The organism is Mucilaginibacter sp. GW821-FHT07G05 (assembly GCF_059418565.1).
This window is the reverse complement of the sequence record NZ_JBWKQC010000005.1, coordinates 315,139-328,544: the sequence shown is the minus strand read 5'-3', so window position 1 is coordinate 328,544 and position 13,406 is coordinate 315,139. Positions and strand designations below refer to the sequence as shown.

The 13,406-nt window shown below is 43.5% G+C and carries 6 protein-coding genes; 5 read left to right on the top strand and 1 reads right to left on the bottom strand.

The window, feature by feature from the left end:
• Positions 1–97 precede the first annotated feature (97 nt).
• Entirely contained in the window at positions 98–4,207 is a 4,110-nt protein-coding gene (locus AC07NA_RS15060; RefSeq protein WP_494898397.1) for a hybrid sensor histidine kinase/response regulator transcription factor, read from the bottom strand.
• 238 nt (positions 4,208–4,445) lie between these two features.
• On the opposite strand from AC07NA_RS15060, the gene AC07NA_RS15055 reads away from it, so the two are divergent.
• From AC07NA_RS15055 to AC07NA_RS15035, 5 genes are read left to right on the top strand one after another with little or no spacing between them, the layout of a single operon-like run.
• On the top strand, positions 4,446–7,421 hold the full coding sequence (locus AC07NA_RS15055; RefSeq protein WP_494898395.1) for a SusC/RagA family TonB-linked outer membrane protein: 2,976 nt from the start codon (positions 4,446–4,448) through the stop codon (positions 7,419–7,421).
• Positions 7,422–7,429: 8 nt separating this feature from the next.
• Entirely contained in the window at positions 7,430–9,016 is a 1,587-nt protein-coding gene (locus AC07NA_RS15050; protein WP_494898394.1) for a RagB/SusD family nutrient uptake outer membrane protein, read from the top strand.
• 11 nt (positions 9,017–9,027) lie between these two features.
• Positions 9,028–10,104, top strand: coding sequence for a SusE domain-containing protein (locus AC07NA_RS15045; protein WP_494898393.1), 1,077 nt, complete (start codon positions 9,028–9,030; stop codon positions 10,102–10,104).
• Positions 10,105–10,110: 6 nt separating this feature from the next.
• Positions 10,111–11,145, top strand: coding sequence for a glycoside hydrolase family 53 protein (locus AC07NA_RS15040; protein WP_494898392.1), 1,035 nt, complete (start codon positions 10,111–10,113; stop codon positions 11,143–11,145).
• 12 nt (positions 11,146–11,157) lie between these two features.
• Positions 11,158–13,404 carry a cellulase family glycosylhydrolase gene (locus AC07NA_RS15035; RefSeq protein ID WP_494898391.1) on the top strand — a complete coding sequence of 749 codons (2,247 nt, stop codon included), beginning with the start codon at positions 11,158–11,160 and terminating at the stop codon, positions 13,402–13,404.
• Positions 13,405–13,406 lie beyond the last annotated feature (2 nt).

Sequence of the window (13,406 nt, the reverse complement as noted above, 5' to 3'; positions counted from 1 at the left end):
CACCATTTTCAGTCGCTTCAAAAAGGAATGTGTTTGAAGATTTACTGTTCTTAAAGCAATTAAAAAACTTAGTAAATCAGGGCAGCAAATGGTACCATTATTTCTTCAACTCCACTAAAAATTGCGACGGCGTTTTACCATATTCTTTTTTGAATGCCTTTGTAAAATACGATTGTGTTTGGATACCTACACGTAGTATTACTTCAGATATGGATACATCTTCGTGGGTCATGATATGGCGGGCCTTATTGAGCCTCACCGTGCGTATAAATTCGATGATGGATTGCCCTGTAAGCCTTTTTATCATTTCATATAATTTGGTACGGCTCATGTTTAACTGCTCGCACAAATAGTCGACATCCAGGGTAGGGTTGGTTAGTGATGACTCTGTAATGGCGATGAGCTGATCTATAAACTGGCGGTCTTTATCATCATGTACCGCTTGTTTAATTTCGGTTTGATAATCTCCGGTATGTATATCTTTCAATGTTTCCTGGCGTTCAAAGATATTCCGGATGGTGAGCAGTAACAGGTGAATACTCACCGGCTTGGAAAAATAAAAATCAGCGCCCGACCCTATACCTTCCAACTGTGCTTCTAAGGCATCCTTGGCACTTAGTAACATAAAAGGAATATGCCGCGTTTGTTCATTGTTTTTTACCCTTTTACAAAACTCAACGCCATTCATACGTGGCATCATCACATCACTGATGATCAGGTTAGGGTTTTTGTTCAATGTCATGGACAGGCCTTCCTCACCATCTTCAGCGGTAATAATATGATATTGGCCGCTTAAGGCATCTTTCAAAAAATCGCGGAGTTCATCATTATCTTCTACCAGTAAAATGTATTTTGATGATACCGGCTGTGTGGCTTTGGCAGTCGGGGCAGCAGCTACCTCTTCTATATAACGGTAATCATCATCGGTATACAAACTCTCCGGAACAAAAGGCTTATTACGTGCCCAATGTTCGGCAGTGGTATAATCGTCATTATCAACCGGCAGCGAAATAATTATTTCTGTGCCTTTAAAACGCTCGCTGTAAACATTGATATAGCCTTTATGCAGCAGTGTAAGCGTTTTTACAAAGGCTAAACCAATACCCGAACCAAGGTGCGATGAGGTAATACGGTAATATCGCTGAAATAAGCTCGGCATCGAATCGGCCGAAATCCCTATGCCCGTATCCGTTACCGAGATGTACATGTACCGCTTAGCTTTATAGTCGTTATCTATTATCAACTCGTTTTGATACGATGGTGTAAAATCATCTTTGCTGAAATAGAGAGCTACGTTTACGTTACCACCATCATTGGTGTATTTTATAGCGTTATTGATAAGATTGAGCAGTATTTTTTCGAGTATCTGCCTGTCAAAAAAGATCTCCGTGGAGGGCTCGGAACTGCTATCGACGGTGAAGCTGATGTTTTTTTGGTGAGCCCAAAAGCCGAACTCTTCGGTTATTTCGGTTAAGAACATATTGATATTACCTGGTGCCACCTTTAATTTTAACGCACCCGATTCCGCTTTTCTAAAATCCATCAGCTCATTAATGAGGTGCATCAGCCTCTTGGCATTACGGTAGATAATTTGATATGCCTGTGTATTTTCAGGGTGACTGATGCTGTTGACCAATTTTTCAACCGGCCCCAATATTAAGGTAAGCGGTGTTCTGAACTCGTGCGATATATTGGTAAAAAACTGGAGCTGCAACTGGTGTAGTTCTTCTTTTTTCGCTTCTTCAAGCCTTCTGATCTGTTGGTTATGTCTAAATAAAATAACCGTATAAGTACTGCCGGCAATAAATAATGAAGCCAGTAGCTTAAACCACCAGGTAAGCCACCATGGCGGGGTGATGATTATTTTTATACTTGTGCCGGTATTGTTCCAAACACCATCATTATTAGCCGCTTTTACCGTGAAGGTGTAATCACCGGGGTCGAGGTTGGTGTAAGTTGCCTGGTTATCAGAAGTGTAAACTTTGTTTTTATCAAAGCCTGTTAATTTATAAGCGTAACGGTTATTTTGCGGGGCAAGGTAGTTGAGCGCGGCAAAGGTGAATGAAAGGCTGGATTGCTGATAATTTAATTTAACCGACTGAGTAAAGCTGATATCTTTTTCCAATGGCGATTCTGGTTGGCCGGGCGCCATTTCTTTATTAAATATCCGGAAACCGGTTATATAAACAGGCGGAATGTAAGGATTGCTTTTTATTTCATCGGGCTTAAAAATATTAAAGCCGTTAATGCCGCCAAAAAACAGTTCGCCGTTATGGGTTTTCATAGCGGCATTAGCTTCAAACTCCATGGCCTGTAACCCATCGCCGGTATTAAAGCTGTTGATCTGTTTATTATCCGGATTAAGCTTTATTAATCCGTTTGATGTGGAGATCCACAAATTGCCTTTATCATCTTCTGCAATGCCTTTTATAAAATAATGATCGAGCCCGGCCTTGGTGCTGAATAAACTGAAAATGTTCTTTTGTTTATTAAACAGGTACAGGCCCGATTGCCCAATCCATAACCTTTTTTTACTATCGGTAAATATTACCCTTATATCGGGCTTGCGAGCCTCGGTGTTAAAATAATGGCTAAAACGACGGCTGCTGTAGTTGTAACAATTAAGGCCGCCGTCGTCAGTGCCTATCCACAGGTTGTTATCGGCATCCTCGTTTATAGATACAATATTGTTGCCTTGTAAACTTGTTTTACCTTCAGAGTCGGTAATTACACGCGTAAATTTCCTTGTTTCCGGGTCAAGCTTGTTTAACCCGCCAAAATAGGTGCCTACCCAAATTTGATTGTATTTATCCTGGTAAACATTTTGTACAAAGCTGGATGATATCGATGACGGATCGGCATCTTTATGTGTAAAATGTTCGAAGGTGCCCATCGCGGAGTTAAACAGGTTTACGCCACCTCCCCAGGTTGCTACCCATAAGCGATGCTGTCTGTCCTCGGTAATATCAAGTACCGCATCTGATGCCAGGCTTATAGCATTGCTGATATTGTTGCGGTAGCTTTTAAAAGTTTGCGTACGCTTATTAAAAATGTTTAGGCCGCCGCCATCGGTACCTATCCATATCTGGCCGGTATGATCTTCTTCAAAGCATTTTACATCGTTATAGCTTAAGCTGTTGCCGCTTGCTTCCTGCCGGTATAAGCCGAATTTTTTGGCGTTGGGAGTGTAAAGGTTGATACCCCCGCGGTGGGTGCCTATCCAGAAACTGCCTTGCCTGTCCTCAAAAATTGAGGATATGGTACGTTGTGATAACCCGGCGCTGATACCGGGCCGGTAAGTGTATTTAAAAAACGAATCTGTTTGGTCGTCGTAAATATTAAGTCCGCCGTTGATGGTGCCTGCCCAAACGCGACCGGCCTTGTCGGCAAGTAAGCTCAATATCAAATCGCTTCCAAGCGTTTTAGCATCGGCATCATTATGCCTGAATGTTTTTAAGTAGTTCTTAAACGGATCAAAACAAATGAGCCCGCTGTTTTCGGTAGCCAGCCATAAACGCCCTTTGCTGTCTTGCTGAATTAGCTTAATAGCCGTATGGATTATGTTAACCGGTTTGGCCTTTTTTTCAGAAAGATCATAATTCATCAGCCCGTTATTAACAGCTACCCATAACCTGCCATTCCTATCTTCAAAAATATAATTAACAGGCCCTTCAAAACCGGGAGCAAGGTTGAACTTATTTGTTTTTCTATCCAACATATTCAGCCCGGCATTGGTGCATACCCAAAGCATGCCATGGCTGTCTTCCATAATACAATTAATGGTATTGCCGTTAATGCTGTTTTTACCTGATGGCTGGCTTACATAAGCAGTGAAAGTTTTTGAAGGGGCATCATACCGGTTAAGGCCGTTGGTGGTACCTATCCACAGGGTTTGCCTTTTATCTTCGTAGATAAATTTTATGTAATTATCGCTGATGCTTTTTGAGTTACCCGTGGTATGCCTGAAAACGGTGATCTGCCGGCCATCGTAAAGGTTTAAGCCATCGCGGGTACCAATCCATATAAAGCCACGATGATCCTGGGTAATGGCTTCGATGGTGCTGTTTGATAAACCCTGGTCGTTGGTAATGTGGCTAAAGGCCATTGTTCCCGGTTGGGCGATGGCGGTTTTTGGCAGTATGACATTGCCTATTACACACGCCAAAATCAACCTGTAAAAAACGCGAACACCGGTAACCAATTTCATCAGTAAACTATATTGAAGCAGGGCATTTATAATTGCCCGAAACATTTATTTTATAACTGTACACCAATATTAACGGTTTTTAGTTAATGTAGCCCAATATGCCGCAAATAATGTTGATTAAGCAATAAATAAGCTGATTTGAACCATTTATAAGCTGATTTGAACAACAGCAAATGTGCTTAATCATCTATTATTGCAGTTCGATTTTCTATCGAGCCATACCAATTAAACCAATTCAATGAAACAAATTTATTTAAGAACAACTCTTATGCTGTTGCTTGTTTTTGCTGTGCAGATGGTGCATGCACAAACGGCAAGCATCAGCGGACAGGTACTTGATGAAAAGGGGCTGCCTCTGCCGGGCGCTTCTGTAACCTCAGGCGAGCGCTCAACCGCTACCGACGCTAACGGAAATTTTAAACTCATCAATGTAAAGGCAGGCGAGCAAGCCGTAACGGTAAAGTTTATAGGCTACGTTGACCTGCAAAAAACGGTTACCGTAACAACAGGTGATGTGAAACTGAACTTCAACCTTAAAACAGCTTCAACAGGGCTTAATGAGGTGGTGATCATCGGTTACGGTTCGCAACAAAAAAAGAACCTTACGGGTGCCATTTCTACAGTTACCTCTAAAGATTTTCAAAAGGGCAGTATCACTACACCCGAGCAACTCATTGCGGGCAAAGTGCCGGGTGTGAGCATTACATCTAACGGTGGCGCGCCGGGTTCTGGTAGTGTTATCCGTATCAGGGGAGGAGCTTCACTTTCTGCCAGTAACGATCCGCTTATAGTGGTTGATGGTGTGCCTTTGAGCAATAATGCCATTTCGGGCGCAAGCAACCCGTTGAGTTTGATCAACCCTAACGATATAGAAACCTTTACTGTACTTAAAGATGCATCGGCTACCGCCATTTACGGTTCAAGGGCATCTAACGGTGTTATTTTGATCACCACAAAAAAGGGTAAATCAGGCGCGCCAACAGTAAACTTCAGTACACAGCTATCTACCTATAAAGTTGGTAAAAAGCTGGATGTACTATCGGCAGATGAGTTCAGGAACTACGTAAATACTAATGGTACAGCCGCGCAAAAAGCCGTGATGGGTACGGCTAATACCAACTGGCAAAACGAAATATATCAAACCTCCTTAGGTTCTGACAACAACATCAGCGTATCCGGCTCATATAAAAACATACCTTACCGGGTATCTGCCGGTTACCTTAACCAGGTAGGTGTTTTAATTACCGATAAATTGCAACGTACTACGGGTGCTATTAGCCTTAATCCGAAGCTGTTTGATAATCACCTTAAAATTGATATTAACCTGAAGGGCGCATTAACAGATACGCGTTTTGCCAATCAGGCGGCAATAGGCGCTGCCGTTTCGTTTGACCCTACGCAGCCCGTTTATGCTAAAAATACCTTCGGTAATTATTTTGAATGGGTAAACACCAGCAGCGATGGTACCGTAGTACCTAACCCTAACGCGCCAAGAAACCCGGTGGGTTTGCTGGCACAGCGTACTGATAAAAGCCAGGTTAAACGCAGCTACGGTAACGCGCAGTTTGATTACAGCATGCACTTTTTACCAGAACTACATGCCAACCTTAATTTAGGCTACGATGTATCAAACGGTAAAGGGGCCACTGATGTACCTGCTTTGGCCGCGCAAAACTTTGCGGTACAAGGGTTGGATAACCAATACCAGCAAAATGTAAATAACAAAGTGGTTGAGTTTTACCTTAACTACACTAAAGACCTAAAAAGCATTAACAGTAATATTAACGCTACAGCCGGTTATGGTTACTATGATTTTTTAACCAAGATATTTTATTACCCAAGCTATAACGCCAATGGCGCCGTAGTGGCCGGTTCTGAACCTGCCTTTCCGTTTGATAAGCCACAAAACACCTTGCTATCTTACTACGGCCGTGTAATATATACATTGGCCGACAGGTACATCCTGGCAGGTTCGGTACGTACCGATGGTTCATCAAGGTTCGCGCCGGAGAACAGGTGGGGCGTGTTTCCGTCGGTCGCGTTCACCTGGCGTATAAACCAGGAGGCTTTCCTGAAAGAATCAACCTCATTAAGCGATCTTAAATTGCGGTTAAGCTATGGTGTAACCGGTCAGCAGGATGGTATACCTTACTACTCTTATTTGCCTACTTACTCGTTAAGTGTGGCGGCTGCCAAATACCAACTGGGCGATACCTTTTATGGCATGTACGCGCCTGCCGCCTATGATAAATCTATCAAATGGGAGCAAACCGCAACATACAACGCCGGTATTGATTTCGGTTTTCTGAACAACCGCATCAGTGGTTCGGTAGATGTGTATTTTAAAAAGACCAAAGATTTGCTGAACACCATTCCTATCCCGTTGGGCTCAAACTTTAGCAATACCATTACCACCAACGTAGGTAATATTGAAAATAAGGGGATTGAGTTAAGCATTAACGCTATACCGGTGCAGCATAAAGATTTTAAATGGGATGCAGGATTTAACTTTACCTACAATGATAACAAGATAACCAACCTAACCAATGTAGAAAACCCTACTTATCCGGGTGCTTTAACAGGCGGTATTTCGGGTGGTACAGGTAATACCGTGCAAATTAACTCAGTTGGCTACAACACCTACTCGTATTACCTGTACAAACAGGTGTATGACAATAACGGTAAACCTAAAGAAGGTATTTATGAAGACTTAAACGGCGATAACGTGATCAATGAGAAAGATCTTTACCGCTTTAAATCTGCCGTGCCAAAAGTAATTATGGGTTTCAGCACGCAGGTTACTTACAAAAAATGGTCGCTGTCAACCGTGTTAAGGGCCAATTTGGGTAATTATGTTTACAATAACAATAAAGCCAATATTGGTGTAACACGTAACATACTTAACCCGGCCGGTTATTTGGGTAATGCCAGTTCGGAAATCTTTAAATCAGGCTTTGATAATAACCAGTACCTGAGCGATTACTATGTAGAGAATGCTTCTTTCCTGCGGATGGATAACCTTGGCTTAGGGTATAACGCGGGTAAAATATTCGGGCCGCAAAGCAAAATAGGTTTGCGCGTAAATGCCAACTGCCAAAACGTATTTGTGGTAACTAAATACACGGGTCTTGATCCGGAAATAAGCAGCGGTATTGATAATAACTTTTATCCCCGCCCGCGAACTTTTGTATTAGGCCTTAACCTTGATTTTTAAATAAATACATGAAAACATTAAAAAATATAACAGGGTTGCTGCTACTGATACTTTTCATCAGCAGTTGTAAAAAAGACCTTGACCGTGTGCCAACCAATGCAATAACCGCCGATGTTGCCTACGCTACACCCGCCGGTTATAAGCAGGTATTGGCAAAAATATATGGCAGCTTTGCGCTTACCGGTAATGGCGGGCCCGACGCTACAGTGGGTGATGTGGCCGGCATTGACCAGGGCTCATCAGATTTTTTGCGCCTGTTTTGGAATTTGCAGGAACTCACTACCGATGAAGCCGCTATAGTTTGGAATGACCCGGGTTTGCAGGACTTTCACGTAATGAACTGGACATCGACCAACGTAATGATACGCGGTCTTTACAGCCGCAGTATGTATCACATTACGGCCTGCAACGAGTTCATCCGCGAATCAACCGATGCTAAAATAAGCGGTCGTAATATCACCGGTGCCGAAGCGGAGAACATTCGCCATTATAATGCCGAGGCTCGTTTTTTAAGGGCCTTTCAATATTGGGTATTGCTTGATCTGTTTGGCAACCCGCCTTTCGTTACCGAGAACGACCCTATAGGTAAATTTATCCCGCCGCAAATAAAACGGGCCGATCTGTTTGCTTACATCGAAACCGAACTGAAAGCTATCGAACCCTTACTGGTAACTTCAAAACAAAACGAATATGGCCGTGCTGATCAGGCAGCCGCGCAGGCTTTGCTGGCACGTTTATATTTAAACGCCGAAGTTTACCTGGGTGCTGGCAAAGGTCGCTATACAGATGCCGCAAACTATGCTCAAAAGGTAATTGGCTCGGGTTATTCACTGCATAGCAACTACCGTAATCTGTTTTTGGGCGATAACAACCTGAATAATCCCGAAACCATTTTTTCTATCAATTATGATGGTGTTAACTCGCAAACTTATGGGGGTACTACCTATCTTATCAACGCGTCTATCAATGCCGCGCTCGATCCTAAATTGTTTGGTGTGCCTAACGGGGGATGGGGCGGTATGCGCTCTACCAAAAACCTGCCGTTGCTTTTTGCCGATTATAGTGGCAATACCGATAAGCGTGCCATGTTTGCAGGCGATAAAATTGAAATGGACGACATCACCGTTTACACCGATGGTTTAGCGGTTACCAAGTTCAAAAATATTACTTCAACAGGTGCAACACCGGCATCAGCCAACGGGGTTTATACATCAACAGATTTCCCATTGTTCCGCCTGGCAGAGATGTACCTTATTTATGCCGAAGCGGTAAAACGCGGCGGCGATGGTACCGAGAGCACGGCTATATCATACCTTAATTTGCTGCGTGCCCGTGCTTATGGTAATGCAAACGGCAATATCAGCTCTTACACGGTAAACGATGTGCTGGATGAACGCGGCCGCGAATTATACTGGGAAGGTTTCAGGCGCAGCGACCTCATCAGGTACGGCAGGTTTACCGGCGACAATTACCTGTGGCCATGGAAAGGTGGCGCGAAAACCGGTAAAGGGGTAGAAGCCTACAGGGCCTTATTCCCATTACCATCAACAGATATTATTGCTAACCCTAACCTGGTGCAAAACACAGGTTATTAATCGTAATAAAAATGAAAATCGATATAAAAAAGATAATATGGAGTGCCGTTGCGGTACTCTTTGTTCTACAGGGTTGTAAAAAGGATGCTACTGAAGTTACATCTAACATCGGTACCCCGGCAACACTAAAAGCCAGCGGCACAACTGTTGAATTGAGCGAGGAAAAAGCAGCTGAAGACGCGGTAACCTTTAGCTGGGATAAAGCTAATTATGGCTACAATGCCGCGATACAGTACACCCTGCAAATGGATAAAAAGGGGAACAACTTTGCCTCACCTAAAGATTACGCCATTGATGCTTCGGCAGCGCTTGTACAGAAATTGACGGTAGGCGATCTTAACAACGCTTTAGTACTGATGGGCTTTACACCCGGCGTAGCCGGTGAGTTGGAGGTAAGGGTAAAGTCGGAATTGCGCACTAACATTGATACGTTGTATTCAAACGTGTTAAGTTTCGCGGTTAAGCCTTACGCGGTTATCGTTAATTATCCTTCGTTGTATGTGCCTGCCGCTTACCAGGGCTGGTCGCCGGCTACGGCCGAAAAGTTAGCATCTGTAAAGGATGACAAATACTACGAGGGCTATGTGTATTTTGGCGATGCAGCCAACCTGATATTCAAATACACCAGTGATGTAAACTGGACTACCACTTACGGATGGGCAAGCAGTACCAATACTGATAGCTGGGCAGGGGGCACCTTTAGCAGCTCGGCCAGTGGTAACTTGTTTGTTCCGTCAACCGGGTATTATTTATTGACTGCCAATACAAATACCAATGCCTGGTCGGCAACTAAAACGAGTTTCAGTATTGTAGGCGATGCCACACCGGGCGGCTGGGATGTTGATACCGATATGAGTTTTAATGTAGCTGATAAAGAATGGAGAGTAACAGCTGCTTTAGTGGCAGGTAAATCAGTAAAATTCAGGGCTAATCACGATTGGGCCATTAATTACGGCGACAACGCACCTGCCAATGGTTTCCTGAAATTGAACGGGGCCGATATTAAAGTTGCCGCATCCGGCAATTATACTATTATTTTAAAATTGGGTATTCCGGGGAACTATAGCTATACCATCACCAAAAACTAACTGATAATGAAGAAGATATTTATATATACGGCCGTTATATGCGCTGCCTTAACAAGCAGTTGCACTAAAGATATTACGGCCCCTGATTTTCCGGATGTACCATTGAATGCAAACTTTGCAAAGGGTGCCGATGTAAGTTGGGTAACTGAAATGGAAGCTGCCGGAGTAAAGTTTAAAAACAATGCCGGTACCGAGCAAGATCTGTTGCAGATAATGAAAGATAAAGGCATGAACTCCATACGCCTGCGTGTATGGGTTAACCCGGCAAGCGGCTGGTGTAATACTGCCGATATGGTAGCCAAAGCGGTGCGTGCCAAAGAAATGGGTTTCCGTATCATGCTGGATATTCACTATAGCGATGTATGGGCCGATCCCGCTAATCAAACCAAGCCGGCTGCCTGGGCGTCACTGGATTTTGCTACGTTGAAAACTACCGTGCATGATTATACCGTAACCGTTATGAACGCCTTGAAGGCTAAAAGCATTACGCCTGAATGGGTACAGGTGGGTAATGAAACCAACGACGGTATGTTATGGGAAGATGGCAAAGCTTCGGTAAACATGAAAAACTACGCCGAATTGGTGCAGGCAGGTTATACGGCTGTAAAAGCGGTAAGCAGTACGAGTAAAGTAATTGTGCACGTGTCAAACGGGTACGATAATACCTTATTCAGGTGGATGTTTGATGGCTTAAAAGCCAATGGCGCCAATTGGGATATTATAGGCATGTCTTTATACCCAACATCTGCAACCTGGCAAACGCTTAATGTACAGTGCCTGGCTAACATGAATGATATGGTAACACGTTATGGCAGCGAGGTAATGCTGTGTGAAGTAGGTATGCCCGCTACAGAAGCCGCTGCATCCAAAGCTTTTTTAACGGATATTATAGCAAAAACCAACAGTGTGGCTGGCGCCAAGGGTTTAGGTGTGTTCTATTGGGAGCCACAGGCTTTTAACGATTGGCAAGGCTATAAATTAGGCGCGTTTGATACCGATGGAAAACCAACCATCGCGCTGGATGCTTTTTTAGTGAAATAACAAACTATATCAATGAAGATAACTGTTTTAATATTAGTCGTTTTGTTTTCCGTTCCGTGTTTTACTTATGCTCAGCAAGGTAGAAATGCAAATGAAATTTATGTTGACGGCAAAGGCTTCATCAGGCTAAGCAAAGACAAGAGTGAAGGCAGCTATTTCGGTGTTAATTATACATTGCCATTTGCCTATGGCTACCGTTCGCACAAAACGCAAAACATCAATATTGAGCAGGCTATTGACCGCGATGTTTACCATTTGGCCCGTTTAGGCATCAATGCTTTCAGGGTACACGTTTGGGATACCGAGATCACCGATTCGTTGGGTAATTTAAAACAGAATGAACACCTGCGTTTATTTGATTACCTGTTATCAAAACTGGAGCAGCGCGGTATCCGCATCATTATCACGCCAATTGCTTTCTGGGGTAACGGCTACCCGGATAAGGATGAACATACCGGCAGTTTCAGCGATATATATGGTAAGGATGCCGCCGTGGTGAACGAAAAAGCCTTTAAAGCGCAGGAACGTTATTTGCAACAGTTTTTTAAACACGTTAATCCGTATACTAAAAAAACGTACACGGCAGATGCCTTTGTAATTGCTACCGAAATAAATAACGAGCCGCACCACAGCGGGCCAAAAGAACGCGCGACAGAATACATTAACCGCATGATGGCCGCTATAAAAAGTACGGGATGGAACAAACCTGTATTTTATAATATCAGCGAATCGCCCTGGTATGCTGATGCCGTGGCTAAATCAAAAGTGAACGGTTTCAGTTTTCAATGGTACCCAACAGGGCTGGTATCGGGACACGAACAAAAGGGGAATTTGCTGCCGCAGGTAGATAATTATGTAATTCCGTTTGATACCATTCCACAGTTTAAAAATAAGGCCCGCATGGTGTATGAGTTTGACGCGGGCGATGTAATGCAGCCATATATGTACCCGGCCATGGCACGCAGCTTTAAAAAGACAGGCTTTCAATGGGCTACACAATTCGCTTACGATCCGCTGGGTACGGCCTTTGCCAACACAGAGTATCAAACCCATTACCTTAATTTAATTTATACCCCATCAAAGGCGATAAGTTTACTGATAGCGGGTAAAGCTTTTAGGACAATCCCGGCATTTAAATCTTACGGTACTTACCCTGCCGATACCATTTTCGGAGCGTTCCGGGTAAGCTATAAACAACAGCTTAGCGAAATGAATACCAAAGCGGAATTTTATTATTCTAACAATACATCTACAATCCCGGTGAACGTTTCTGCATTACAGCATATAGCAGGTGTGGGTTCCTCGCCGGTAGTGAAGTACGACGGTAAAGGCGCGTATTTCCTGGATAAGCTGCCAAATGGTAGCTGGCGATTGGAGGTGATGCCTGATGCCGTTAAAATAAGCGATCCGTTTGAGCAAACATCTTTAGATAAAAAGGTTACCGGCATTGTTAATGCCAGCCATCAGATAATTATCAACCTGTCGGGTTTGGGTAGCTCTTTTAAGGTGGCGGCACTAAATAAAGGGAACAGCTATCATACCAATGCATCGGCAAACAGCTTTACTATATCACCGGGGACATACATGTTGCAAAAGGGCAATCTAAAACCTGTTGATAGCAAATTAATGATCGGTTATATCGGTTTGGCCGAATACGAAGCGCCCGATGTGAAGGGTGAAGATAACGTTACGCCGACGAATAATAGCAATAAAGCTCAGGATGTGTCGGCGGATGGCAGCCTCAGTTTATATAATGCCGCTGCCGACCGTAAAACGGTTACTGTTTACTCGCCCGATTGGAAAGGCGACAGCTACGAATATGTAAAAGGTGCCAATGGAAATACCTTATTAAAAATTACACATAAGCCATCTTCCACTAACCTCAACGGCGGGCTGGAACTTTTTGTAAAAGATAAGCTAACGGTACAAAACCCCGGTCAGTTTAAAAGCATCAGCATAAAAGCGGAATCGACTAATGTTATGCCTGCCAAAATCATCCTTATTGATGCTGATGCCAATGCCTACAGCGCCAGGGTTGAGCTTAACAATGGTAGTATTACAGTGCCGTTGAATACTTTCAGCCGTGATAAATATGTGTTATTGCCGCGCCCTTATCCCGGTTTTCAGGCATTAACATTTGGCTATGAGGGTAAGCAGTCGCTTGAGCTTAAGAATATTGAAAAAGTACAGCTTATACTTAGTGGCGATGCCAAAAAAGAGTATTCGATTGCTGTTGAAGATATCCGCTTAAATAAATAATT

What these genes read in the sequence shown, in the direction of transcription:
- AC07NA_RS15060 (WP_494898397.1), bottom strand. Translation starts at nt 4,207, where the DNA reads ATGAAATTGGTTACCGGTGTTCGCGTTTTTTACAGGTTGATTTTGGCG.
- AC07NA_RS15055 (WP_494898395.1), top strand. Translation starts at nt 4,446, where the DNA reads ATGAAACAAATTTATTTAAGAACAACTCTTATGCTGTTGCTTGTTTTT.
- AC07NA_RS15050 (WP_494898394.1), top strand. Translation starts at nt 7,430, where the DNA reads ATGAAAACATTAAAAAATATAACAGGGTTGCTGCTACTGATACTTTTC.
- AC07NA_RS15045 (WP_494898393.1), top strand. Translation starts at nt 9,028, where the DNA reads ATGAAAATCGATATAAAAAAGATAATATGGAGTGCCGTTGCGGTACTC.
- AC07NA_RS15040 (WP_494898392.1), top strand. Translation starts at nt 10,111, where the DNA reads ATGAAGAAGATATTTATATATACGGCCGTTATATGCGCTGCCTTAACA.
- AC07NA_RS15035 (WP_494898391.1), top strand. Translation starts at nt 11,158, where the DNA reads ATGAAGATAACTGTTTTAATATTAGTCGTTTTGTTTTCCGTTCCGTGT.